The organism is Streptomyces sp. NPDC054047 (assembly GCF_055585065.1).
On sequence record NZ_JBVJKV010000013.1, the window covers coordinates 222,467 to 247,293 of the forward strand.

The 24,827-nt window shown below is 72.5% G+C and carries 23 protein-coding genes; 12 read left to right on the plus strand and 11 right to left on the minus strand.

The genetic code is table 11. From position 1 onward, the window contains the following. The first annotated feature begins 31 nt into the window (after positions 1–31). From ACZ6ZP_RS36625 to ACZ6ZP_RS36640, 4 genes are all read left to right on the plus strand, one after another. Positions 32–1,537, plus strand: a complete 1,506-nt coding sequence (locus tag ACZ6ZP_RS36625) for an FUSC family protein (RefSeq protein WP_361473022.1) — start codon at positions 32–34, stop codon at positions 1,535–1,537. A 190-nt stretch (positions 1,538–1,727) separates the two neighbouring features. Further along, positions 1,728–2,531 carry a GAF domain-containing protein gene (locus ACZ6ZP_RS36630; protein ID WP_361473025.1) on the plus strand — a complete coding sequence of 268 codons (804 nt, stop codon included), beginning with the start codon at positions 1,728–1,730 and terminating at the stop codon, positions 2,529–2,531. Then, the gene (locus tag ACZ6ZP_RS36635; protein WP_351171717.1) at positions 2,503–2,895 is read left to right on the plus strand and encodes a DUF2267 domain-containing protein; all 393 of its coding nucleotides are present in this window, start codon (positions 2,503–2,505) and stop codon (positions 2,893–2,895) included. Before ACZ6ZP_RS36630 ends, ACZ6ZP_RS36635 begins: the two co-directional genes overlap by 29 nt. A 79-nt stretch (positions 2,896–2,974) precedes the next feature. Continuing rightward, entirely contained in the window at positions 2,975–3,535 is a 561-nt protein-coding gene (locus ACZ6ZP_RS36640; RefSeq protein WP_351171714.1) for a VanZ family protein, read from the plus strand. A 37-nt stretch (positions 3,536–3,572) separates the two neighbouring features. Here ACZ6ZP_RS36640 and ACZ6ZP_RS36645 read toward each other — a convergent pair whose 3' ends face one another. Together ACZ6ZP_RS36645 and ACZ6ZP_RS36650 are read right to left on the minus strand one after the other, a co-directional pair. Beyond that, the gene (locus ACZ6ZP_RS36645; RefSeq protein ID WP_351171711.1) at positions 3,573–4,025 is read right to left on the minus strand and encodes a DUF6003 family protein; all 453 of its coding nucleotides are present in this window, start codon (positions 4,023–4,025) and stop codon (positions 3,573–3,575) included. 30 nt (positions 4,026–4,055) lie between these two features. Next, positions 4,056–4,901, minus strand: coding sequence for an RNA polymerase sigma factor SigF (locus tag ACZ6ZP_RS36650; protein ID WP_361473033.1), 846 nt, complete (start codon positions 4,899–4,901; stop codon positions 4,056–4,058). Between the two features lie 213 nt (positions 4,902–5,114). Between ACZ6ZP_RS36650 and ACZ6ZP_RS36655 the strand changes: the two genes are divergently transcribed. The 4 genes from ACZ6ZP_RS36655 to ACZ6ZP_RS36670 all read left to right on the plus strand — a co-directional run bounded on the left by ACZ6ZP_RS36655 (position 5,115) and on the right by ACZ6ZP_RS36670 (position 8,463). Beyond that, the gene (locus ACZ6ZP_RS36655) at positions 5,115–5,528 is read left to right on the plus strand and encodes an ATP-binding protein (protein WP_351171706.1); all 414 of its coding nucleotides are present in this window, start codon (positions 5,115–5,117) and stop codon (positions 5,526–5,528) included. A gap of 92 nt (positions 5,529–5,620) precedes the next feature. Next, positions 5,621–5,854, plus strand: coding sequence for an XRE family transcriptional regulator (locus tag ACZ6ZP_RS36660; protein ID WP_351171703.1), 234 nt, complete (start codon positions 5,621–5,623; stop codon positions 5,852–5,854). 187 nt (positions 5,855–6,041) lie between these two features. Next, a complete protein-coding gene (locus ACZ6ZP_RS36665; protein ID WP_469410135.1) occupies positions 6,042–7,334 on the plus strand; it encodes a nitric oxide synthase oxygenase in 1,293 nt (430 codons plus the stop codon). 73 nt (positions 7,335–7,407) lie between these two features. Further along, the gene (locus ACZ6ZP_RS36670) at positions 7,408–8,463 is read left to right on the plus strand and encodes a lactonase family protein (protein WP_468618245.1); all 1,056 of its coding nucleotides are present in this window, start codon (positions 7,408–7,410) and stop codon (positions 8,461–8,463) included. A 93-nt stretch (positions 8,464–8,556) separates the two neighbouring features. Here the strand turns inward: ACZ6ZP_RS36670 and ACZ6ZP_RS36675 are convergent, their stop codons facing one another. From ACZ6ZP_RS36675 to ACZ6ZP_RS36715, 9 genes are all read right to left on the minus strand, one after another. Continuing rightward, positions 8,557–9,501 (minus strand): sirohydrochlorin chelatase, encoded by a 945-nt coding sequence (locus ACZ6ZP_RS36675; protein WP_361473043.1) that lies wholly within the window; start codon positions 9,499–9,501, stop codon positions 8,557–8,559. 131 nt (positions 9,502–9,632) lie between these two features. Then, positions 9,633–10,643, minus strand: coding sequence for an N-acetylglucosamine kinase (locus tag ACZ6ZP_RS36680; RefSeq protein ID WP_469410138.1), 1,011 nt, complete (start codon positions 10,641–10,643; stop codon positions 9,633–9,635). Further along, the gene (locus tag ACZ6ZP_RS36685) at positions 10,640–11,317 is read right to left on the minus strand and encodes a uracil-DNA glycosylase (protein WP_351171688.1); all 678 of its coding nucleotides are present in this window, start codon (positions 11,315–11,317) and stop codon (positions 10,640–10,642) included. Before ACZ6ZP_RS36685 ends, ACZ6ZP_RS36680 begins: the two co-directional genes overlap by 4 nt. Before the next feature lie 33 nt (positions 11,318–11,350). Next, entirely contained in the window at positions 11,351–12,442 is a 1,092-nt protein-coding gene (locus ACZ6ZP_RS36690) for a WD40/YVTN/BNR-like repeat-containing protein (RefSeq protein ID WP_469410140.1), read from the minus strand. A 130-nt stretch (positions 12,443–12,572) separates the two neighbouring features. Then, positions 12,573–13,478: a homocysteine S-methyltransferase gene (gene mmuM / locus ACZ6ZP_RS36695; RefSeq protein WP_469410143.1), complete on the minus strand. Its 906-nt coding sequence runs from the start codon at positions 13,476–13,478 to the stop codon at positions 12,573–12,575. Further along, positions 13,475–15,553: an ABC transporter ATP-binding protein gene (locus ACZ6ZP_RS36700; protein ID WP_469410145.1), complete on the minus strand. Its 2,079-nt coding sequence runs from the start codon at positions 15,551–15,553 to the stop codon at positions 13,475–13,477. Before ACZ6ZP_RS36700 ends, mmuM begins: the two co-directional genes overlap by 4 nt. A gap of 15 nt (positions 15,554–15,568) precedes the next feature. Continuing rightward, entirely contained in the window at positions 15,569–16,483 is a 915-nt protein-coding gene (locus tag ACZ6ZP_RS36705; protein ID WP_361473061.1) for an ABC transporter permease, read from the minus strand. Beyond that, entirely contained in the window at positions 16,480–17,430 is a 951-nt protein-coding gene (locus ACZ6ZP_RS36710) for an ABC transporter permease (protein ID WP_399983358.1), read from the minus strand. The genes ACZ6ZP_RS36705 and ACZ6ZP_RS36710 overlap by 4 nt, the downstream gene beginning before the upstream one ends. Then, on the minus strand, positions 17,427–19,298 hold the full coding sequence (locus ACZ6ZP_RS36715; protein ID WP_469410147.1) for a peptide ABC transporter substrate-binding protein: 1,872 nt from the start codon (positions 19,296–19,298) through the stop codon (positions 17,427–17,429). The genes ACZ6ZP_RS36710 and ACZ6ZP_RS36715 overlap by 4 nt, the downstream gene beginning before the upstream one ends. Before the next feature lie 169 nt (positions 19,299–19,467). Here ACZ6ZP_RS36715 and ACZ6ZP_RS36720 point away from each other — a divergent pair, with 169 nt between their 5' ends. The 4 genes from ACZ6ZP_RS36720 to ACZ6ZP_RS36735 all read left to right on the plus strand — a co-directional run bounded on the left by ACZ6ZP_RS36720 (position 19,468) and on the right by ACZ6ZP_RS36735 (position 24,762). Further along, positions 19,468–20,685 carry an ROK family transcriptional regulator gene (locus ACZ6ZP_RS36720; protein ID WP_351171667.1) on the plus strand — a complete coding sequence of 406 codons (1,218 nt, stop codon included), beginning with the start codon at positions 19,468–19,470 and terminating at the stop codon, positions 20,683–20,685. Continuing rightward, positions 20,682–22,250, plus strand: coding sequence for a M81 family metallopeptidase (locus ACZ6ZP_RS36725; protein ID WP_469410150.1), 1,569 nt, complete (start codon positions 20,682–20,684; stop codon positions 22,248–22,250). Before ACZ6ZP_RS36720 ends, ACZ6ZP_RS36725 begins: the two co-directional genes overlap by 4 nt. A gap of 106 nt (positions 22,251–22,356) precedes the next feature. Continuing rightward, on the plus strand, positions 22,357–23,187 hold the full coding sequence (locus tag ACZ6ZP_RS36730; protein ID WP_361473075.1) for a transporter substrate-binding domain-containing protein: 831 nt from the start codon (positions 22,357–22,359) through the stop codon (positions 23,185–23,187). 63 nt (positions 23,188–23,250) lie between these two features. Further along, entirely contained in the window at positions 23,251–24,762 is a 1,512-nt protein-coding gene (locus tag ACZ6ZP_RS36735; protein WP_469410152.1) for a hypothetical protein, read from the plus strand. Positions 24,763–24,827 lie beyond the last annotated feature (65 nt).

Here is a 24,827-nt window from a genome sequence, read left to right on the forward strand (position 1 = left end):
ATCGGGCCGGGCGCGAAAGGGGCGGGAAGCTGTGCTGAAGAGGGTGTTCGTGGCGCCGGATCCGGGGCGGGTGCGGTTGCGGTTCGCGGTGCGGGCCGTCATCGGCATCGCGCTGGCGGTCGCGGTGTGCGGCCTGGCCGGGCACTCGCTCGTCGCGGCGATCACCGGCGGGCTCGCGGCGCTGCTCGCTCTCTTCACCGTCGGCGATGCCACCGTGCGGGGGCAGGCCGTCACCACGGCGCTGCTGCCCGTCGTCGGATTTCCCGTGCTCGCCCTCGCCGCGGTGCTGCACGACGTGCCCGTGGCGCGGGACGTCGCCTTCCTCGCCGTGATGGGCGCGGGCGTGTACGCGCGGCGGTGGGGGCCGCGCGGGCACTCGCTCGGGGTGTTCGCGTTCATGATGTTCTTCGCGACGCAGTTCCTGCACACGGGGCCGGGGCAGCTGCCCGAGCTGTTCGCCGCCATCCTGATGTCGCTGTGCGCCTCCTCGGCCGTACGGTTCGGGCTCTGGTGCTACGAGCGCCGGCTGCCGCCCCCCGTCGCGCCCGCCGCACCGGGTGGCAGGGGCCTGGCCAGGACGACCACCCGGCAGGCGGTCCAGGCGACACTCGGCGGCGCCTTCGCGCTCGCCGCGGGGCAGGTGCTCTCCCACGAGCGCTGGTACTGGGCCGTGGGCGCCACCTGGTGGGTGTTCGTGAACACCGCGTCGAGCGGGGAGACGCTGGTGCGCAGCTTCCGGCGGCTGCTCGGCACGGTCATCGGCATCGGCGCGGGCTTCGTCCTCGCGGTCCCGCTGCACGGTGCGCCGGTGCCCTCGGCGGTCATCGTCGCCGTCAGCGTCTTCGGGATCTTCTACACGGCCGCGGTCTCCTACACCTGGATGATGCTCGCGGTCACCGTGATGGCCGGCGTCCTCTACGGGCTGCTCGGGGTGCTGAACCCGGGGCTGCTCGCCCTGCGGGTCGCGGAGACCGGCGTGGGGGCGCTCGGCGCCGTCCTGGCCGTGCTCCTCGTCCTGCCCGTCACCACGCACGCCACGACCAACGCCTGGATCGAGCGCGCCCTGCGGTGCGTGCACGCCTGCACGGCGGAGGCCGCCGCCCGGCTCGCCGGGTCCGAGAGCTCCGATCCCGCGCCGCGCGTCGCGGAGCTGGAGCAGCTCCTGGGGAAGGTGCGGTTCTCGCTCGCCCCGCTGGTGCACCCGTTCAGCCCGCTGCGGGCCCGCAAGGAGCGCGCACGGCAGGTGCTCGCGCTGCTCGACGCCTGCGCCCGCGAGGTGCGCGGGCTCGCCTCGATCGCCGCGGACCCCGAGGCCTCGCACGACGACCGGCTCGCCGCGGCCTGCTGGCGCGTGGAGGCCGCCGTGGAGGCGCTCACCGCGCCGGAGGCGGGCCACGGTCCTGCCGCCGACGCCATCGCCCTGCCACATCCCGCCACCGAGCCCGTCCTCGCCCATCTGCACGGCCTGGAGAAGGCACTCGTCGAACTGGCCGTGCCGCTGCGCAGCCCGACGCGTACGCCCCTGATCGGGGCCTGAGCAGGCATCATCCCCTCGGATGTCCGAAGCCGCAGCGATCACGCCGATCGATGACTCCGGCCGATGACACATGAGGTGGCGCATCGCGTGGTAGACGAACTTCCGCTCCTTCGGGCGCCGGGCCCACCGTGCGCCTCCGTCCGGAGGCGCTGCCGGACCGTGAGGCACGCGACTGGAAGGGATGCTCACCATGCTGGAGGAATCACCGTCGATCGTGCACGACGTGTCGGTCGCGGCAGCTGTCGGACGACGCGCGCTGCCCAACCGGCTCTGCACCGCGTTCACGCAGTCGCTCGGCGCGCAGCGCGCCGCCCTGTCCTGGCTGCCCAGGCTCGAGGACTGGCAACTGCTGCACGCCACCGACGAACCCGCCCTGCAGGCCGAGGCCGCACAGTTCACCCGCGCCGACGGCCCCTCGGTCAGCGCCGCCCTGGGCATGCAGCCCGTCTTCGTACCGGACCTGCGCGACTACCCGTGCCGCACCGGACCGCCCCTGGCCGAGGAACTGCCCGGCACCCGGCGCGTGTTGGCGCTCCCGCTGCACGCCGGTCACACCCCGGTCGGCGTGCTGTGTCTCTACTACACCGAGCACACCGACGTGACGCCCACCCACATCACCTACGCGCAGCGCGCCGCCTCGCTCGCCCTGGAGGCGCTGCTGCGCTGGCGGCCCGTGCACGAGAACACCGGCTGCCGACGCCCGGTGTGGACCACCAGCACGCGCGCGGCGCGCTGGGAGCGCATCCACCAGGCGGCCGACTACGTGGCCGCCCGTGACGACTGCGCCGTGGCCGAAGGGCTCGCGTGGCTCCAGGAGGTGAGCGCGAGCGACGGGCTCTCGCTGCTCGACGTGGCCGACACCGTCCTTCAGCCGGCCCGCGCCCACCACATCGACGAGAGCGACGACGCGAGGGCAGACGCGAGCGAAAAGGCGAGCGAAGTGGCGAGCGAAGAGGGGAGCAGCCATGAACGAGTCGGTGGACGTGTTGCTTGACCGTGTCCAGGAACGCGGGGGCTACGCCGGGCGGCAGGAGGCCGCCGGGGCCGTGCAGAGCGTCCTGGAGGTCCTGGGAGCCCACCTGGTCGGCGACGACCGCACGGATCTCGCCCGGCTGCTGCCCCGGCAGTGCGGCCCGCTGCTCACCGACGGCTCACCGGCCAGCGAACCCCTGACGCCCGCGGCCTTCATCGCGGCGGTGGGCGCCCACGTGGACGTCGACGCGGGACAGGCCCGCCGTGCCGTCACCGCGGTGCTCGCCACGGTCGCCGAGGTCGCCGACGACGCGCTGCTGCGCCGCATCCTCACACAGCTCCCGCCGGGGCACGCCGGTCTGTTCGGGCGTACGGATCCCACATGACCGGCGCCGAGGGGATGCCGTCGCGGCGAGCGGGCACCAGGAAGCGAAGACAGAACACCCCCTGAAACGGAGGCTCGTGATGGCACGGACAGTTCCGCAGGGCAAGACCGTGAAGGCCTCGGAGGCACGCGGTGCTCCGGGCACGCCCCCGCTCTCCCGGTGGGCGCGCGCGGTGGCGATGCTGCTGGCGTTCGCGGGGACCGTGGCCTTCGCCGTCATGCTGGCCCGGCTGACGCTGGAGCCCTCGGTCGCCTCCGAGCCCTTGACGCACAGCAACCTGCGCCCGGGCGACTCGATCCGTGACTATCTCGCCCAGCCCGCATTCCGCGACACCGTCAAGCAGCTCGGCGGCAACATCGTCCTGGGGCTGCCGTTCGGCATGCTGCTGCCGGTGCTCGTGCCCCGCGCCCGTGGGCTGCTGCGCGTCATCGTCGCCACGGCGCTTGTGATGCTGCTGGTCGAGCTGGCGCAGGGCTTCCTCGTCACCGGGCGGGCCTTCGACATCGACGACGTCCTGCTCAACACGACGGGCGCGGTGCTGGGGTACCTGCTGATCGGCCGCAGGCTGGGCCGCGCCGTGCATCCGCGCCGCCGGCACTGGTGGCACCGCTTCACGAAGCGACCCACCGACGCCCGCTAGCGGGCGTCGGCCACGGCTCGGCCGCTCGGCCCGGGGGTCACACGGTCAGACGGCCGATGTCCTGCGGGTCGATGCCGGTCAGCCGGGCGATGCGCGGTCCGGGGATGCCGGCGGCCAGCGCCCGGTGCACCAGCGCCTGCCAGTCCTGGGTCGTCTCGCGGAACTCCAGCAGTTCGCCCTCCATGTCCGTGACGGACTGGGGCGCGCACTCCTGCTGGACCCGCAGCGCCTCCTCCTCGCTCAGTGGAATGAGCAGGCGCTCGGCGTCCTTTGGGATGAACGCCTCGGACTCGGCGGGCAGGATCCGCACCAGTTCGGACGAGGCCGACACGTCGTGAGCCTGTAGCCAGCCGTGGACGGCGGGGGTCTCGGAGCACTCCAGGGCGCCGACGGCGGCCAGCGCCGTCCCCAGTCGGGGGTGGCGGTCAGGGAGGAGGAAGAGGTAAGCGTCGTCGGCCATCGTGGGGGAGTCGCCTTCTCGATCGGACATCAGCGGCGCACTGATGCTAGCCCGGAAGCGTCAGCGTGTGGTCAGCATTCCCTCGCGCAGGCGGGCCAGGGTGCGCGAGAGGAGGCGCGAGACGTGCATCTGGGAGACGCCGAGGCGCTCGCCGATCTGCGACTGGGTGAGTTCGTCGACGAACCGCAGCCGCAGGATCTGCCGGTCGCGCTCGCCGAGTTGGGCGAGCAGCGGGGCCAGGGCGTGGAAGTCCTCCACCAGCTCCATGGCGGGGTCCTCCGCGCCGATGAAGTCGGCCAGCGCCGCCTCGCTGTCGTCGCGGGCGCCGTGCACGGTGGCGTCGAGGGAGGTGGAGTTGTAGCCGTTGGAGGCCGTGCGGGCCTCGATGACCTCGTCCTCGGTGAGGTCCATCAGCTCGGCCAGTTCGGCGACCTTGGGGGCGCGGCCGAGGCGGGAGCTGAGTTCCTCGGTGGCCTTGGCCAGCTCGACGCGGGCCTCCTGGAGGCGGCGCGGAACGTGCACGGCCCAGGAGGTGTCGCGGAAGAACCGCTTGATCTCACCGACGATGTAGGGCACGGCGAACGTGGCGAACTGGACCTCGCGGGAGAGCTCGAAGCGGTCGATGGCCTTGATCAGGCCGATCGTGCCGACCTGGACGATGTCCTCCATGTCGTCGCTGCGGTGACGGAACCGCCCGGCGGCGTACCGGACCAGCGACATGTTCATCTCGACGAGGGTGTTGCGGGCGTACTGGTACTCCGATGTGCCCTCTTCGAGTACGGCGAGACGGGTGAAGAACAGCTTCGACAGGTCGCGGGCGTCCTTGGGCCCGACGCCCTGTGGGGAGACGATCTCCGGCAGTTCCGCGATGCCGGTGTCCGTCGATGTCCCGGTGGCCGTAGTCATGGTTGCCCTCCCCAGTCCGCACCGGCCCTCCGTCGTCCCCCGACCGGCCGGTGAAGCGCACGTACCCGCGCCCCGGCGCTTCATGCGCGCGACCGTGCAACAAGATCCGTTGTGTGTCGAGGCGTTAGAGGGTCCGCATTGCCGGGCAAGTGAGCAATTCGGACAACGGCCACCCCCTATTCGGACAGAGGCCACCCCATACGAGGAGGGCTCATGAAGACGCACGGGATGCGACTGGACACCGAAATCTCGGACCAGGCGGTCTTCGACAAGAAGCCGGAAGCCGTCGCCCACGCGCGGGACTTCGCCCGCGCCTTCGTGGACAGGCTCCACCCTGCTGTGGACGCCCAGGACGCCGCGAGCGTCGAACTCGCGGTCTCCGAACTGGTCACCAACGTCGTACGGCACGCACGCGGCTCGTCGTGCTCCCTGCGCCTTCAGGCGCAGCCCGACGGCATCGCGGTGGCCGTCGGCGACGCCGACCCGCGACCGCCGCGGGAGCGGGCCCCCGACCTGGCCGGCGGCACCGGCGGATTCGGCTGGCCCATGGTCCGGCACATGGCCACCACGGTCACGGTGACCAGCGGGCCCCACGGCAAGACCATCCGGGCCGTGCTGCCCCGGTAACGGCGGCCCGCGGCGGCCCGCGGCGCCACGAGGCGGACACCGCGCGGCGAGATGTCCGGCATGAGCGCGAGCGGGTGGGGCAGGAGAGGCCAATGGACGACCTGTCTCAGCTACTCCAACAGACCATGCGCCGCCGTCATCTGACGCCGCAGGCGATCGCGGACAAGACCGGGATCCGCACCCCGCGCATCCGGGCCTTCGCCGAGGACGGCACCGAGGGGCCCATCCGCCCCACCGACGCGGAACTGGCCGAACTGGCCGGCGCCCTCGCACTGCCCGCCATCAAGGACGCCACACGGCCCACGGCCGCCGCACCCTCTCCCTGACCGCGCGACTCACTCCCATCCGGTGTGCACGGCCGCGTGGCGGTGGACATCGCGCCCGCTTCTGAGGCATGTTCACCGAGCACCCACAGGGTGGATCACCCCGTGGGTGGGGTAACTGCGCGGCTAACAGACGTGCGGACCGTGCGGGAGCGGTCCGTGCCCCCCGAGCCGCCCCTGGGGGCGCACCATGCGGAATTTCCTGCGCAGGGCCGGACACGGAGCCCCTGCGGACCGCGGTACGCGGCGAAGCGCATCCGACCCCCACCAGCGTGCCGCCGACACGGCCTGCCCCGAGCGTGCCGCGGGCCACGAGGAGCCCGTCGCCCCACGGGCCCCGCGCCCCGAGCGGGTCTCGCCGTCGGGGCCGGCCCTGCGCCGGGCCGCCGCCGAGTTCGTCCGCCTCCACCACGGCGAGACCCGCCGCGGCGATCCCGCGCCACGGATCGCCCAGGTGTTCGCCGAGATCGCGGGGACGGGGACGTACCGCCACACCCACGAGGAGCTCGTCTTCGGCGCCCGGCTCGCCTGGCGCAACGCCGCCCGCTGCATCGGACGCCTCTACTGGCGCTCCCTGCGCGTCCTGGACCGCCGAGAGCTGACCGGCGCCGACGACGTGGCCGCCGCGGCGGCGGATCATCTGCGGGCGGCCGTCGGTGAGGGGCGGCGGATCCGGCCCCTCATCACCGTCTTCGCGCCCGACGCGCCCGGCCGTCCGGGGCCGCGCATCTGGAACGAGCAGCTCATCCGGTACGCCGGGTATCCGCGCCCCGGCGGCGGTGTCGTCGGCGACCCGCGCAACGTCGGCATCACCGCGTTCGCGCGCGGCCTGGGCTGGCCGGGCGGACCCGGCACGCCCTTCGACGTACTGCCCCTGGTGATCCAGGGCGCCGACGCGGGGCCCCGCTGGTTCTGGCTGCCGCCCGACGCGGTGCTCGAAGTCCCGATCGAGCACCCCGATCACGCCTGGTGGGCGGGGCTCGGGCTGCGCTGGCACGCCGTGCCCGCGCTGGCCTGCATGTGCCTGGAGATCGGGGGCATCTGCTACCCGGCCGCGCCCTTCAACGGCTGGTACATGGGCACCGAGATCGGCGCCCGCAACCTCGCCGACGGCGACCGCTACGACCTGCTGCCACGCGTGGCCGAACTGCTCGGGCTCGACACGGCGAGCGACCGCTCGCTCTGGAAGGACCGCGCGCTGGTCGAGCTGAACCGTGCGGTGCTCCATTCCTTCGACCGGGCCGGTGTCACCATGTCCGACCACCACACCGAGTCGCGGCGCTTTTTGACCCACCTGGACCGCGAGGAGAGCAGGGGCCGCTCCGTCGGCGCCGACTGGTCCTGGATCGTGCCGCCGCTGTCGGGCAGCACCACCCCTGTCTTCCACCGCACGTACGACACCGTGGAGCGGCACCCCGCCTACGTCCACCACCCCGAGGCCCTGGCCAGGACGCGCGGCGAGAGCAGCGGAGCGCTGGTCTAGACCGACTGCTAGCGTCTGCCGCACGAGTGCCCCCTGGACACGGTGCTCGGTCCAGAGTCGAGAGGGGAACGCAGTGGTCGGCAGGCACGACGACAGTCAACGGGCGTACATCGGATCCTTCACCGCGGCGGGCGGGGCCGGGATCCTCACCGCTGCCGTCGACGCGGACAGCGGTGCGCTGACCGTCCTCGGCGCCACGGACACGGTCGCCGACCCCTCCTACCTCGCGCTGTCGGCGGCGGGCGACATGCTCTACGCGGTCAGCGAGACCTCCGACGGCGCAGTGGCCGCCTACCGCCTGGACGGTGACAAGGTCGTGCAGGCCGGATCGCCGGTGCCGGTCGGCGGTGCGGCTCCCACACACCTCGCGGTGCACGCGGGGCACGTCCTGACCGCCAACTACGGCTCCGGCAGCGTCACCGCCGTGCCCCTGCGCCCCGACGGCGGCCTCGCCCGCACCGCCTCCGGCGTCCTGGCGCACAGCGGCGCGGGACCCCACCCGCAGCGCCAGCAGGGGCCGCACGCCCACCAGGTCCTGCCCGACCCGAGCGGCCGCTGGGTGGTCAGCGTGGACCTGGGCACCGACTCCGTACGCGTCTGCGAGCTCACCGCGGCGGGCGAGCCGGCCCTGCACCGTGAGGTCGCGCTGCGGCCTGGCTCGGGCCCCCGGCACCTCGTCTTCCACCCGCGCGGGGATCGCGCCTACGTCCTGAACGAGCTCGCCCCCACCGTCACGATCTGCGCCTGGGACGCCGCCGAGGGGGCCCTCAAGCCGCTCGGCGAGGCCGCCGTCCTGCCGGGCCCCACGAACGGCGACGGCGAGGCCTACCCCTCCGAGGTCGTCGTCGCGCCCGACGGCCGCTTCCTGTGGACCGCCACCCGCGGCCAGGACGTCATCTCGGTGCTCGCCCTGGACGAGGCGGGGACACGGCCGCGGCTGACGGCCACCGTCCCCTGCGGCGGCCACTGGCCGCGTGACCTGGCCATCGACCCGTCGGGGCGGTTCCTCTACGCGGCCAACGAGCGCTCCGGCGACGTGACGTGGTTCACCATCGATCCCGAGACGGGCATCCCGCGCCGCGCGGGCTCGGTCGAGGCCCCCGCCGCCTCCTGCGTGATCTTCGGCTGACCGCCGCGCCCGCGTCACGCCGATGGGCCCGCCCCCTGCATCAGGGGGCGGGCCCATCGGCGTGACGGCATCAGATCTGCCGGCGCGGTGCGGTCAGTGGACCGGCGCGCCCGAGGGCTGCTGCGGGGCGATCCCGAGCGCCGACGTGTACTTGGAGAGGGCGAGCTTGCCGATCGCCGGGTAGGCGCCGAGCGACTCGGCGACCGAGCAGCCGGCCTCCTTGGCGGCCGCTTCGAGGAGGCTGCCGTCGATCTCGGGACCGATCAGGTACGGGGCGAGCGCCAGCTGTGTGGAGCCCGAACCGCGCAGCTGCTCGGCGGTGTCCGCGATGGCGCCCTCCTGGTCGAGGGCCGCGGCCATCACCGGCACCGCGAGGCGGGCCGCGAGCAGCATGCCGGTGATCCCGGCGGCCTGCACGGCCTCCTCGCCGCCGACCGTGGCCAGGACGATGCCGTCCGCCGCGGTGGCCACCGTGAACAGGCGGGCGCGGTCGGCGCGGGCGAGCCCGGCCTCCGAAAGGCGCACGTGCAGTCCCTCGGCGAGCAGCGGGTGCGGGCCGAGGACGTCCGTCAGCTCGGCCGGGGCGCGGCTGTCCATCACGGCCTGCCGCACGCGCCGCATCAGCGCGTTGTCGGGGCCCGCGAGCAGCGGCACCACGACGGCGACGGGGCCGTCGGGCTCGGCGGCGTCCGACCCCGCGGCGCGCGCCTGCTCATGGCGGGAGGTGCGCTCGATGGCAGCGTGCGCGAGCACGGACTGCAGCGAGGGGAACTCCGGGAACGAGGCGGTCGTGGCGTCCTCGGTCCCGTCCAGGTACCCGATGCGGGCATCGAGACCGGGCAGCTCGGAGCGGGCGATGCTCACGACCTCTTCGGCGAGGCTGCGCGTGGAGGTGCTGGGTACGCCCGGTACGGCGAGAACGAGCGCGGGCGCGTTCTCGGGAGCCGCCACGGGCTCCGGGCGGCGGTGCCGCCCGGGCTGGCGGGGTCGCGGCATTCGTACGGGCAGGCCTGATGCGGGCCCGGTGGGGGAGCTCATGGCCCCGCATGCTACTGGTCTTGGGGGCTTCGCTGTTCGGGGAGGGTACAGGTGGGCGGTATAAGTCCACTTTTGTCTGATGAGTTACGTAGAGGTCGACTGCCGCACGACGGAGTGGTCATCCGGGGTGGTCAACTGTCGTACTCCCTGTGCAGTGTGAGCATGCGCGCGTCGAGCGGCAGACGCAGCCGGTCCGCGGCGACGGCGGCGGCGATGCGCACCGCGCCGTCCAGCGGATCACCGGCGGCCGGGACCAGGCGCACGTGCCGCAGATGCTCCGCCAGCTCCGCGCGCACCGGGCGCAGCAGCACATCGCCCAGCTTGAACAGGCCTCCGGTCAGTGCGACTTCGGGCCGATCGCCCCGGCCCACGGCGTCGGGCGCCGGGCAGACGGCGGCCGCCGCCTCGGCGATGTGCCGGGCGGCATCGCGCAGGATCGCCTCGGCCACGGGGTCCTCGGGGGCGCAGCGCCCCACCTCGGGTGCGAACGAGGCGAGCATCGCGGGCCGGTCCGTACGGGGATAGAGCTGTCCGGGCAGGGCTGGTGCGGGGCCGAAGAGCTCCTCGGCGCGGGCGAGCAGCGCCTTCGAACCGCGGGCCCGGCCGTCGAACGCCCGCATCGCCGCATCGAGACCCGCCCGGCCGATCCACGCGCCGCCGCCGCAGTCGCCGAGCAGATGCCCCCAGCCGTCGGCGCGGTGCCAGCCGGTCAGGTCCGTGCCGATCGCGATCATGCCGGTGCCCGCGGCGACGACGGCGCCGGGGCGGTCTCCCAACGCGCCCGCGTACGCGCTGACGGCGTCGGCGGCGAGCACCAGGCGGCTCGTGCCCAGGGCCTGGTGGAGCGCGGCGGGCAGTTCCGCGCGCAGGTCGTCACCGAGGGTCGCCATGCCCGCGGCGCCGATGGCCACGGCGGCGATCCGTCCCCCGCCCGCCTGTTGCAGCAACTCCCGCGCCATGGGGACCAGTTGCTCGGTGAAATGCCCGGCGTCGATGCCGCGCGCGCCGGTGCGCACCGGCTCCTTCGAGCTCAGCGGGGCGAGGCGGCCCGCCGTGTCCGGTCCCGCGTCCGTCCCCGTGAGCGCGACGCGCATCCCGGAGCCGCCCGAGTCCACCCCGACGACCCACGCCCCGTCCGTCACGGAAGGCGCCAGTCCACCGGCTGCCCGCCCTGCTGGACCAGCAGGTCGTTGGCCCGGCTGAAGGGGCGCGAGCCGAAGAAGCCGCGGTCCGCCGACATCGGCGAGGGGTGCGAGGACTCGACCGAAGGCAGCGGGCCGAGCAGCGGCCGAAGATTGCGGGCGTCGCGCCCCCACAGGATGGAGACCAGCGGGCGACCGCGGGCGGCGAGCGCCTTGATGGCCTGCTCGGTGACCTCCTCCCAGCCCTTGCCCCGGTGCGCGGCGGGCCGCCCCGGAGCCGTGGTGAGCGCCTTGTTGAGCAGCAGGACGCCCTGCCGGGTCCAGGGCGTGAGGTCGCCGTTCGACGGCTGCGGGACTCCCAGGTCGGAGCCCATCTCGCGGTAGATGTTGATGAGGCTGCCGGGCAGCGGGCGCACCTCGGGCGCGACCGAGAACGACAGACCCACCGCGTGCCCGGGGGTCGGATAGGGGTCCTGGCCCACGATCAGCACCCGCACCTCGTCGAAGGGCTGTTGGAACGCGCGCAGCACGTTCGGCCCTGACGGGAGGTAGGTGCGTCCCGCGGCGATCTCAGCGCGCAGGAAGTCGCCCATCTCGGCGATCTTCCCGGCGACGGGTTCGAGGGCCTTCGCCCAGCCCGCTTCGACGATTTCATGCAAGGGTCGTGATGCCACGGCGTCACCCTACTGCCGTAACGGGGACGTCGATCAACCGATGGCCGCCGCCCTGACGCACAGTACGTCGGGCAGGTGGGAGGCCAACTCCTGCCAGCTGTCACCGTCGTCCGCCGACGCGAACACCTCGCCGTTGCGATTGCCGAAGTAGATGCCCGCGGGATCCTGGCCGTCGCTGCACATCGCGTCGCGCAGCACCGTGCCGTAGTGGTCCTCCGAGGGCAGGCCCTCGCTCAGCGGCTCCCAACTCCGGCCCGCGTCGGACGTGCGGTAGACGCGACATCGGTGGTCGGCGGGGACGCGGTCCATGTCGGCGTTGATCGGGAAGACGTAGGCGGTGTCCGCGCGGTGCGGGTGGGCGACGGCGGCGAAGCCGAAGTCGGAGGGCAGGCCCTCGCCGATGTCCGTCCAGTGCGCGCCCGCGTCGTCGCTGCGGAACACGCCCCAGTGGTTCTGCAGATACAGGCGGTCCGGGTCGACGGCGTCCCGCGCGACCTTGTGCACGCACTGGCCGAACTCCGGGTTCGGGTCCGGCAGGAAGACCGCCGAGACGCCGTCGTTCGACGGGGCCCAGCTCTTGCCGCCGTCCAGGGTGCGGAAGACTCCGGCGGTGGACACGGCGACCGTCACTGCGTCCGGGTCGCGGGGGTCGGTCAGCACGGTGTGCAGGCCCTCTCCGCCGCCGCCCGGCACCCACTTGTCGCGGGTGGGGTGCTCCCAGAGGGGCCGTACGAGCTCGAAGGTCTCGCCGCGGTCCCGCGATTTGTACAGCGCCGCCGGTTCCGTGCCCGCGTACACGACATCCGGTTCGGCGGCAGCGGGGTGCAGCTGCCAGACCCGCTCCAGGGAGGCCCCGGTGTCCTTGGGGAACTTCACGGCCGCCTTGGCCGGCTCCGTCCAGGTCCTGCCGAGGTCGTCGGAGTGGAAGACGGAGGGCCCGTAATGGGAACTGTCGCCGCCCACCAGCAGGCGGGGGGTGTCACCGCGGGCGTCGATGGCCACGGAGTAGACGGCCTGGGCGTTGAAGTACGGGCCGTCGTCGAACCGCCAGGTGTTCGAGCCGCCGCGTTTGCGGCCGATGAAGAGGCCCTTGCGGGTGCCTACGGTCAGGATGATCTCGGCCATGGTGGCCACCTCCGGGACGTCGTTGTCTCAGGTAGGGCTCAGTCTGCACCTCGGCACTGACAGTCACCCCTGGGCACGACGTTCTCGCAGGTCACATCGAGTGTGGTGGAGGGGCGTACGCCCCAGACCTTCACTGCGGCAGGCTGCTGTCCGCCAGCTCGGCGGCCACCTGAGTGATCGTTTCAGGCCCCACCCGGCAGCATCCCCCGATCAGCCGCGCCCCCGCGTCCCGCCAGCCGGTGACCCGGCCCGCGGAGAAGTGCGCCGGGCCCCGCCACGCCCGCTCGGCCGCGTCCCACGTCTCGCCGCTGTTGGGGTAGGCCACCACCGGTTTTCCGGTGATGCGCGCGGCGAGGCGCACCGCCGCGTCCGCGTCCTGCGGGTCGCAGCAGTTGACGCCGACCGCGAGGATCTCCTCGGCGTCGGCGGCCAGGGCGAAGGCCTCGGTCAGGGGCTGGCCCGCCCGTGTGTAGCCGCCGGAGACGGTGTACGACAGCCAGGCGGGCACCCCCAGGCCGCGCACCGCCCGCAGCAGGGCCCGCGCCTCGTCCGTGTCCGGGACCGTCTCCAGGGCCAGCACGTCCGGTGCCGCGTCGGCCAGGACCTCCAGGCGCGGGCGGTGGAAGCGTTCCAGCTCGGCCACCGTCAGGCCGTAGCGGCCCCGGTACTCGGAGCCGTCCGCGAGCATCGCCCCGTACGGCCCCGCGGACGCGGCCACCCACACCTGACGGCCCGCGTCCGCTCCCGCCTCGCGCGCCAACTCCACGCTCAGCCGCAGCAGTTCGGCGGTGCTCAGCGCGTCGATGCCGTGCTTGGCGAAGCCTTCGAACGTCGCCTGGTAGCTCGCCGTGGTGGCGATGTCCGCGCCCGCCTCGTAGTACGCCCGATGGGCCGCCGCGATGGCACCCGGTTCGTCGGCGAGCAGCCGCGCCGACCACAGGGCATCGCTCAGGTCGTGCCCGGCGGCCTCCAGCTGGTTGGAGAGGCCGCCGTCGAGCACGAGCGGGCGGCGGGTCAGGGCTTCCGCGAGTTTCACACCGTCGACGCTAGCCGAGGCGCGGACAGGGGGAAGTGGCACGCGACCCGGTGTCCCGCACTGTTCGGCGTGGACACCGGCGGCTCCGTGACGGCGCACACCTCCTGGGCCGCGGGGCAGCGGGTGCGGAAGCGGCAGCCCGACGGCGGCTTCGCGGCCGACGGGGTCTCGCCCTCCAGCGGCGTGCGGTCCGGGCCGCCCGCCGCCTCGGGGTCCGGCAGGTTGACCGTGTCGAGGAGCCCGCGCGTGTAGGGGTGCAGCGGGTGGGCGTACACCTGCGCGGCCGGGCCCGACTCGACCAGCTTGCCCAGGTACATCACGCCGACCGTGTCCGCGAGGTGGCGCACCACCGCCAGGTCGTGCGAGATGAACAGATAGGTCAGGCCGCGCTCCCGCTGGAGCTCGCGCATCAGGTTCAGGATCTGCGCCTGGACGGAGACGTCGAGCGCGGAGACCGGCTCGTCGGCGACCACCAGATCGGGCGAGAGCGTCAACGCCCGTGCCAGGCCCAGGCGTTGGCGCTGGCCGCCGGAGAACTCGTGCGGGTAGCGGTGCACGGCGCCGCGCGGCAGACCGACCGCGTCCAGGAGTTCGCCGACCAGCTTCTCCTGGTCGGCGCGGCTGCCGACGCCCTGGATGACCAGGGGCTCCCGCAGGATCTCGCCGACGCGCATCCGGGGGTCCATGGCGGCCGTGGAGTCCTGGAACATCAGCTGCACGCGCCGCCGGTGCGCCCGCCGCTCGGCCCGTGACATCCGCGCCGGGTCGTGCCCCTCGAAGCGCACGTGTCCGGCTGTCGGCTCCTCCAGGCCCGCGACGATCCGGCCCAGCGTGGTCTTGCCGCACCCGGACTCGCCGACCATGCCGAACGTCTCGCCCCTGCGGATCTCCAGGGACACCCCGCCGACCGCGCTGACCGTGCCCCGGCTGCGCGAGAAGGCCCCGCCCTTGAGGGGGAAGTCCTTGGCCAGGGCGTCGAGTTCGAGCAGTACGTCGCCGGGCGCGCGCGGTGCGGGGATGGCCGGCGGGATCACGACCTCCGCCGCGGACGCGTCGTCCGGAACCGGATGGAAGCAGGCGAACCGGTGCTCCGCGCCGCGTACTTCGTCGTCCGCGAGCCGCGGCTCCCGCGTACGGCACTCCTCGGTCGCGAAGGTGCAGCGCGGCGCGAAGCGGCACCCGGTCGCGGGCGCCGCCAGGTTCGGCGGCAGGCCCGGGATGGTGTGGAGCGCGGTGCCGCTGTCGGCGGACCGCTCGGGGAGGGAGGCGAACAGCGCCTCGGTGTAGCGGTGCCGGGGTCTGGCGAACAGGCCGCGCACGTCGGCCTGTTCGGCGACCTTGCCCGCGTACATCACCGCGACCCGGTCGACCCGGTTGGCGATGACGCCCAGGTCGTGCGTGACCAGGATCAGCGCCATGCCGAGCCGCTCGCGCAGGCCGTCGATCAGCTCCAGGATCTGGTGCTGCGTCGTCACGTCCAGGGCGGTGGTCGGCTCGTCCGCGATGAGCAGCTTGGGCTCGCAGACCAGGGCCATGGCGATCGCCACGCGCTGGCGCATGCCGCCCGACAGCTGGTGCGGATAGGCCTTCATGCGTTCGGCGGGCTGCGGCATGCCGACCAGGCGCAGCATCTCCTGGGCCCGCGCCCACGCCTCTTTCCGGCTCAGGTCGGGGCGGTGCAGGATCAGTGGCTCGGCGACCTGCGCGCCGATCGTCATCGTCGGGTTCAGCGAGGTGAGCGGGTCCTGGAAGACCATGCCGATGGTGTTGCCCCGTACGCCCTGAAGGGCCGGCGCGGGGGCGGTGGCCAGGTCCTGGCCGTCGAACAGGACGCGTCCGCCCGTGACGGCGCCGCCGGGCGGAAGCAGGCCCAGGACGCTGAGCGCGGTCATCGTCTTGCCGCAGCCGGACTCGCCGACGATGCCCAGGGCTTCGCCCGGGGCGAGTTCGAGGCAGACGCCGTCGAGGGCGTGGACGGTGCGCTCGCGCGAGGTGATGTCGACGCGCAGATCGTCGATCGTGAGCAGCGGCCCGGTCTTGGCCGGGGGGTCGCTCTTGAGCAGAGGCTCGGTCATCGTGTGGGTTCTCCCTTACTTCCGCAGCCGTACTTCGAACGCGTCCCGCAGCCCGTCACCGATGAAGTTGAACGCGGCGACGACCAGGACGATCGCGATGCCCGGCGGGAAGATCAGCCACCAGTAGCCGTTCTGGGTGTAGGTGATGCCGGCCGAGAGCATCGAGCCCCAGTCGGCCGACGGCGGCGGGATGCTCAGGCCCAGGAAGGCCAGGTAGCTGACGTAGAGGATGGCGTCGGCGATCTGGAAGGTGCAGTTGACGATGACCGTGCCGATCGCGTTCGGCACGATGTGCTTGAACACGGCCCGCGCCCCGCCGCCGCCCATCATCCGCATCGCCTGGACGTACTCGCGGTCGCGCAGCGAGAGCGCCTCGCCGCGCACCAGACGGGCGGGGGACAGCCAGGCGACCGAGGCGATGATGACGATCAGGACGCCCTTGCTGGGCGTGATGATCGCGGCGACCACGACGAGCAGGAACATCGCCGGGATCGCGAGCGCGGCGTCCGTGATCCGCATCATGGCCGCGTCCACCCAGCCGCCGAAGTAGCCGGCGACCGCGCCGTACACGGTCCCGAAGAGCGTGGCCAGCAGACCTGCCGCCAGGCCGATCTCCAGCGACGTCCGCCCGGCGACCATCAGCCGCCCGACCATGTCGTAGCCCAGGTCGGTGGTGCCCAGGAGGTGGCCGGGGCTGCCCGGCGCCAGGTTGGCCTGGCTGAGGTCGGTGTGCACCTGCTCGGTGGGGTGGAGCAGCGGCCCCAGATAGCTGAAGGCCAGGAGCAGGACCAGGACCACCACCCCCGTCAGGGCGAGCTTGTTGCCGGTGAAGACCTGCAGGGTGCGCCGGGCGAGCGAGGGCGTGGCCCGGGCCGCCGCTTCGTTGCCCGGAGCGGCACCGGGGCTGACTGGGGCGGTCGCGGTACTCATGCCACGCTCCGGATCCGGGGGTCGAGGACGGCGTAGAGGATGTCGGTGAGCAGCGAGCCGACGACGGTGGCGATGCCGACGACGAGCGTCACGCCGAGCAGCACCGGGAAGTCGGAGCCCTGCGCCGCGTTCCAGAACAGCAGCCCCATGCCGGGGTAGTTGAACATCGACTCGACGACGAGCGCGCCGCTGAAGAGCGTGGGCAGATACAGGCCCAGCAGGGTGGCCAGCGGGATCAGTGCGTTGCGCAGGACGTGGCGGACCATGATGCGGCGGCTCGACTGGCCCTTGGCCATCGCCGTACGGACGTATTCCTCGGTCAGGTTGTCCAGGACCGCCGAGCGCATGTAGCGGCTGAACATGGCCACGATGCCGAAGGCCATGGTGACCACGGGCAGGACCAGCCCCGTGAAGTCGCCCAGGAGTTCACCGACGCTCTCGCCCTGTGGTGCCTCCGCCGGGAGGATCGGCAGCACCTGCGCGAACACGATGATCATGATGAGGCCGAGGAAGAAGACCGGCGTCGCGTAGAGCAGGAAAGCGAGTCCCGTCAGTGCGTAGTCCGACGCCTTGCCGCGCCGCACGGCCTGCAGCAGACCGAGCGGGACGGCGATGATCACCGCGAGCGCGGTGGAGAGGACGGTCAGGAGCAGGGTCTTGGGCAGGCGCTGCTTGAGCAGGTCGAAGACCGGCGAGTTGAGCTTGAAGGACTCGCCCAGGTCGCCGGTGAAAAGACGCTTCAGGTACATCACGTACTGCGCGGGCAGTGAACGGTCGTATCCCTGCTGGTGGTTGAAGTGCTCGATCTGCTGCGGGGTGCCCTTGGGGCCGAGGATGGCGCGTGCGGGGCCGCCGGGCAGCATGTGGAGCAGCGTGAAGACGATGATCGAGACCAGGAACAGCACGACGAGCGCCTGAAGGAAGCGCTTGACCAGAAAGCCGGTCACTTGTCGGCTCCCTTCTTCTTGACGTAGTACCAGTCCTGCGGTGCGAAGGTGACGGTCGGGTTCTGGCCGATGCCCCGCAAGTCGTTGCGGATCACGGAGACCTGGTAGGCGGGGTTGGGCATCCACATCACCGGCAGCTGCTCGGCGAGGTACTCGCCGTAGGCGTGCATCGCCTTCATGTCGGGCGAGTACTGCACGGCGCGGATGATCCGGTCGGCCTTCTTGTCGCTGTAGTTGCCGAAGTTGGCCGAGGCGCCGGTGGAGAAGAGCTGCTCGCCGCTGGGGTTGAGCGGGTAGTACCAGCTGCCGGCCGTCCCGAAGAACGACATGTCCCAGTCGCAGCCGGGATCCTTGGCCTTGCAGGGCACGGAGTTGCCGAGCACCGAGTTCAGCGGCTGCTGGCGCACGGTCAGGTCGATCCCGGCCCGGGAGAGCGAGGACTTGAGCTCCTGCATCATGTTCGTCGTCTCGGTGGAGCCGGACTGGGAGAGCAGGGTCAGTTCGAGCGGGGTGTTCCTCGCGATGCCCTTGCCGCACGCGTCGGGGCCCGTCCCGGGGCGTACGCAGCGGGCGGTGCCGTCCACGGTCTTCCAGCCGTGCTCGGCCAGGAGCCGCTTGGCCTCGTGCACGTCGAAGGGGTACTGGTTCTTCTCCATCGCCCCGGACAAGTACTGGCTCTTGGGCGTCACCGGCACCGGGCCGAGCGTCGGGGTCGCGCTGCCCTGCCAGATGACGTCGCTCATCGCCTTCTGGTCGACGAGGTGCTGCATCGCCCGGCGGATGTAGAGCTGGTCCATCATCGGGCCCGCGTGCGTGGAGTTGAAGTTGTAGACGATGTACGTCGCCGCCCAGCCCTCCCACGGATCGACGCGGTAGCCCTTCTCCTGGAACTTCTCCTTCTGCGCCATCACCGACGGCGGGATGTAGCCGTAGTCGACGCCTCCCGACCGCAGCACGTTGTACTCGGAGTCGGCGGTGGTGAAGGGCTTGAAGACGACCTTGTCCAGGTGCGGGCGCTGGGAGGCGGGGCCGGTGTACTTCTCGTTCGGGACGATGGTGACCTGGCCGCTGTCGCGCCAGCCCGCCAGCTTCCACGGGCCGTTGACCGTCTTCCACAGCGGGTCGGAGCCGTACGAACCCAGGCTCTTGGCGTGCCGCGTGAGCCGCGCGAAGACGGTCTTGGCGCCCGCCTTTGTGCGGTCCCAGTCGCCGATCTCGCCGCCGTCGGTCTTGGCGTCCCAGGCGTGCTGGGGCAGGGCCCGCATCAGGGTGAGCTGGTTGGCGGTGAACCAGTCGGGGTTGTAGGCGCGGCTCAGGTGCAGGCGCACGGTGTGGTCGTCGACCGTCTCGAAGCGCTTGACGTTGTCGGGCATCGTGCCGACCGAGTAGTTGCCCCAGCTCGCCTTGTTGGCCTTGACGAGGTTGAACCAGAACTCGATGTCGCGTGCGGTGACCGGCTTCCCGTCGGACCACGTGACGCCCTCGCGCAGCGGCACCGTCACGGTCTTGTTGCCGTCGCTGAACTTCGGCTCCCGGCCGAGGGTGCTCGGACCGTGCGTGGTCAGCTCGCCCTTCTCCTGCACGGCGTCGTACACCGGCATGAAGAGCAGGGACTGGATGCCGTAGTTGTACGAGGCGCCGTAGCCGGGGGCGCCGATCGGGAAGATCCAGTTCGGTGTGGCGGCGGGCGGCAGGGCCATCGTGGCGGTGCCGCCCTCGACGGGAGTGCCGCCGGTGGGGCCCATGTCGACGCGGCCGCCCTCCTGGGTGCAGCCGGTCACGGCCGTGAGGGCGAGCGCGGCGACGGATGCCGCGGCGGCTATGAGAGCGCGGCGCCGCGCGCGGTGACGTGATCGCCTTGAGCGCATGGCGAAGGGCCTCCAAGGATGCGAGAGCCGGACCGTGCCGGAGATCGACGGGCGGCGCCTGAACGCTAGGACCGGCGACAAAATCAAGTCAAGGGCTTCGTTCGGCAAGAAGTCTCAAAATCGGGAGGGTCTGGCCAACTTGCTTTGAAGGGTCTTAGTGTTCGTCCCGATGTCGAACGAACTGATCGAAGCAACTGGGGGCGGCATGGCCGGTACACCGCACGGCGAACCGGGTTCGGCGCAGCACATCCTGCAGCTGGTGTCCTCGGGCGCCGCCTCCTCCCGGGCCGATCTCGTACGCGAGTTGGGGCTCGCCCCCTCCACCGTGTCGCTGCGCGTGCAGGAGCTGGTCAGCGCCGGGGTGCTCAGCGAATCCGGCGAGGGGGCGTCCCGCGGGGGCCGCCGCCCCCGGCTGCTGCGCGTCCACGCGCAGGGCGGCGTCGCCCTCGCCGCCGACCTCGGCAGCCATCACGCGCGCATCGGCGTCGTCGACCTCGGCGGCACGGTCCTGGACGCCGTCGACCTGCCGCACGACATCACCGCCGGGCCGGAGTCCGCCGTCGACTGGCTCTGCGGCCAGGTCGCCGAACTCGGCGCCCGCCAGCGCGAGGCAGGCCGCACCGTGCGCGCCCTGGGCGTCGCCTTCCCCGGCCCCGTACAGCCCGCCGAAGGCCGCGTCCTGAGCCCCTCGCGGATGCCCGGCTGGCACCGCTACCCGCTGCGCGACGTCCTGGCCGAACGCCTCTCCATCCCCGTCACCGTCGACAACGACGCCACGATGATGGCCGTCGGCGAGCACCGCACCGCACGCCCCGGCCTGGACCACATGGTGGTCGTCAAGGCGGGCCGCGGCATCGGCAGCGGCGTCATCGTGGCGGGCCGCCCGCACGACGGCGCCAATGGCTCGGCCGGCGACATCAGTCACGTACGCATCGAGGCGGCGGGCGACCGCCCGTGCAGCTGCGGCAACATCGGCTGCCTGGAGACCGTGGCCAGCGGCGCCGCCCTCATCCGCGAACTGGCCGCCCAGGGCGTCGAGGTGGCGGACACCACCGAACTGCTTCGGCTGGTCGCCGACGGCGACCCGCAGGCCACCACCCTCGTGCGCACCGCCGGACGGCACATCGGCACCGTCCTGTCCGTCGTCGTGAACTTCTTCAACCCCCAGGCCGTCGCCCTCGGCGGGGTCCTCGCCACCGCCGAGCCGCTCGTCGCCGCCGTACGCGGCGTCCTCTACGAGCGCTGCCTGCCGCTGGCCACCGCGGACCTGGAGATCACCACCACCGTCACGGGGCGTGACGCGGGCCTCCTGGGCGCCGGACTCACCGCCCTGCGGCAGAACCTCCCGACCCCACCGGCTCCCCAGGAAGAGAGCGCCCCCGCATGACCACGAACCAGCGTCGCCTCCGCATCGGCATCGGCGGCATCGGCATCGAGTCCTCCACCTTCTGCCCGCACCGCTCCACCACCGACGACTTCCGCCAGACCCGAGGCCAGGACCTCCTGGACCGCTACACCTGGACCCGGCCGGAGTCCGACCTGGCCCACACCGTCGAGTGGGTGCCGCTCCTGCACGCGACCTCGCTGCCCGGCGGCCCGGTGGAAGCGGAGTCGTATCTGACCCTCAAGGACGAACTGGTCACGCGCATACGGGAAGCGGGCCCGCTGGACGGTCTGGTCTACGACATCCACGGCGCGATGAGCGTCATCGGCCTGACCGACGCCGAGGCCGATCTGACGGAAGCGGTCCGGGCCGCCCTCGACGCCGTCGGCACCCCCGACGGCGGGCGCCCGATGATCTCGACCGCCATGGATCTGCACGGCAACGTCTCGCGCCGGTTCGCCGAGCCCATCGACCTGCTCACCGCCCACCGCCTGGCCCCGCACGAGGACGCCTGGGAGACCCGCGAGCGCGCCGCGCGCAATCTCGTGCGCTGTCTGCGCGAGGGAAGCAGGCCGCACCGCGCCTGGGTGCAGGTGCCGGTGCTGCTGCCCGGCGAGAAGACCAGCACCCGCCTGGAGCCCGCCAGGTCCCTCTACGCCTCGCTCGCCGACATCGAGCAGCTGCCCGGCATCCTGGACGCCGCGCTGTGGGTCGGCTACGCCTGGGCCGACGAGCCGCGCTGCAAGGCCGCGATCGTCGTCACCGGCGACGACGTCGAACTGGCCGCCGCCGAGGCCGAGAAGCTGGCACGCCGCTACTGGGACGCGCGCCGCGACTTCGTCTTCGTCGGACCCACCGGCGGCGCCCAGGAGTGCATCGAGAAGGCGGTCGCCTCGGACAAGCGGCCCTTCCTGATCAGCGACTCCGGCGACAACCCCACGGCGGGCGGCGCCGGCGACCTTGCGTACATGCTGGGCAAGCTCCTGGAGAACGAAGCCATCCGGTCCGGGGAGGTCACCGCCGTCCACCCCGGCATCACCGACCCGGCCGCCGTCGCCCGCTGCTTCGAGGCCGGAGTGGGCGCCGAGGTCACCCTGAGCGTCGGCGGCAAGGTCGACGCGAACCACGGTGGCCCGTACGAACTCACCGGCACGGTCGTGGCGTTGCAGCGCGCGGCCGAGCAGCAGGACCGCGCGGAGGGCGGCGCGTACGACCGGGGCGTGGACATGGCCGCGGTGCGCAGCGGCGGCGTGACGGTGATCCTGGTCGAGCGCCGCAAGCCCTTCCACACCCTGGCGGACTTCCTGGGCCCGGCGGACGGCGGCCTGGGCATCGACCCGCGCACCTTCGACCTGGTCGTCGTCAAGATCGGCTATCTGGAGCCGGAACTCTACGACATGGCCGCCGACTGGCTGCTCGCGCTCACCCCCGGCGGCGTCGACCAGGACCTGCTGCGGCTCGGGCACCACCGGGTGGAGCGCCCGCTGTACCCGTTCGACGAGGACGCGTACGACACCGGGGACGGCCCCGTTCTGACGGCCACCCAGCTGGGCACCCTCGCCGGGTGACGGGCGCGCTCGCCAGGTGAGAAGGGTCTTCACCTGCGGGAACCGGTCTGCCAGGGTGATCCCCGCGCCCCACCCGTGATCCCCCCCCCCGCAGAGGAGCCGCCCCATGAAGCGCGCCGCCACGCTGTCCGCCCTGGTCTGCCTGCTCGCCGTCACCGCCGCCGCGCCCGCGTCGCCCGACACCGGACGCGGCAAGGGCGGTCACCACGGCAGTCTCCTGGACTCCGTGCCCAAGTCGGGCGTCCTGAAGGTGTGCACGACGGGCGACTACCGCCCGTTCACGCACCTGGACCCCGCCGACAAGACGTACAGCGGCGTGGACATCAAGATGGCCCAGGACCTGGCGAAGAGCCTGGACGCCAAGCCCAAGTACGTCGCCACGACGTGGGCCGACCTCACCAAGGACGTGGCGGCGGGCCGCTGCGACATCGCGGTCGGCGGCGTCTCCATCACCCTGCCGCGCGCCCGCCAGGTCTACTTCAGCGAGCCGACCCGCGAGGACGGCAAGACGCCGATCGTGCGCTGCGCCGACAAGGAGAGGTTCGGCGAGGGCACGCTCAAGGACATCGACAAGCCGGGCACCACCGTCATCGTCAACCCCGGCGGCACGAACGAGCAGTTCGCGCGCGCCAACATCAAGCAGGCCACGATCAAGCAGCACCCCGAGAACACCACGATCTTCCAGGAGATCATCGAGGGCCGCGCGGACGTGATGATGACGGACGCCAGCGAGACCCGCTACCAGGCCAAGATCCACCCCGAGCTGTGCTCCCTGCACCCCGACAAGCCCTTCACCTTCTCCGAGAAGGCCTACGCGCTGCCGCGCGGGGACGAGCAGTTCAAGGAGTACGTCGACCAGTTCACGCACCTGGCGACGCACGACGGGACGTACGCCCGGTACGAGGCCGAGTGGATGGGCGCCCCCTCGGGTTCCTAGACAGGGGTTATCCCTGAGGTGGTCCCCGATGTCGGGGCGGCGGGGCCGTCCTACCTTCCTGGCATGGCTTCCTTCCGTGATCGGTGCATCCACAGCCGGCAGGGCGGTCGGCTCTCCTCGACCACCACCGCCGACATCGACGAGCTCGTGGCCGGGCTCAAGGACCGGCCGCGCGTCGTGCTGCACTTCCACGGTGGGCTCATCGACGACACGCTGGGGTTCGCCACCGCCGAGCGGCTCGCGCCCGTGTACGAGGCGGCGGGCGCCTCTCCCGTCTTCTTCGTGTGGAGCAGCGGGCTGCTCGAGACCCTGCGGGGCAACCTGCCGCAGATCCTGAAAGAGAGCGTCTTCCGTACGCTGCTCAACAGGGTCACCCGTTATGCCACCGGCACCGTGTTCCGGCAGCCGGGGCAGCGCGCCCTCGGGGTGGTGGCCACTCCCACCCCGAGGGCTGTGGCCGCCGAACTCGCCCAAGTGCGGGCGGGACAGGAACCGTACGCCCGGCTGGCCGCGCCGCCGGAGGTGCCGCCGCTGAGCGATGCGGAGCAGAAGCAGATCGCCGCCGAGCTCTCGGCGGACGTCGAACTGGCCGAGCGCACCCGGGAGATCGTGAACTCGGTGCTGCCTGCGGACCAGCCGCAGACCACAGAGCCGGCCGTCGCGGCGCGAGACGTCATCGGGGGGCGTGCCGCGGCGGCCACACTGATGTCACCGGACGTGGTCGCCGACCTCGCGGCCAGGGCGGGCACGGGGGAACGCGCCCTGGTCAGCACCGCGTTGGTCGTGCGCAAGACCGTGCGGGTGGTGGCCGCCGTCGTCGGCCGCTTCCGGCAGCGCACCGACCACGGGCTGTATCCGACGGTCGTCGAGGAGATCCTGCGCGAGTTCTACCTCGCCAATGTGGGCGCCGCGATCTGGGACGCCATGAAGCGGCAGACCGCCGACACGTTCGCCGCCGCCGACGACGACGAGGTCCGCGCCGGACGGTACTTCCTGGACCGCTTCGCCGAGCTGCTCGCCACCGGCACCCGCCCGCAGGTGACCGTCGTCGGCCACAGCGCGGGCGCGGTGTTCATCGGCAACCTGCTCGACGACCTGGTGCGCAGGCGCGCCGCGGAGGACGATCCGCTGCCCGCCGACTTCCGGCTGCGGGACCTGGTGCTCCTCGCACCCGCCTGCACCGTGGGGCAGCTGGCGCCCGTGGTCCGCCGCCAGGCCGAACTCTTCGACCGGTTCCGGATGTTCACCATGACCGATCCGGCGGAGCGGGCCGACCACCTCGTGCCGTTCCTGTATCCGAGGTCGCTGCTCTACTTCATCTCCGGTCTCCTGGAGCGCGGGCCGTCGCAGCAGTCGGTCGTGACGCCGATCGCGGGCATGCAGCACTGGTATCTGGACGCCGCCGGGGGGCCCGACTCGGACGATCTGCGCACCTTCCTGCGGGCGGACCCCGCGCGCACGGTCTGGTCGCCCGGGGACAGCGGCACGGGCCTGCGCGCGGGGGCGCGCAGCCACGCCGCGTTCGACGACGACCCGCAGGTCCTCGAGAGCGTGGCCGCCATGCTCGCCGACTGAACGGCGCGAGGACCGGCGCGAGGCACGCCACGAGGAGAGGCACGCCACGAGGAGAGGCGCGTGGA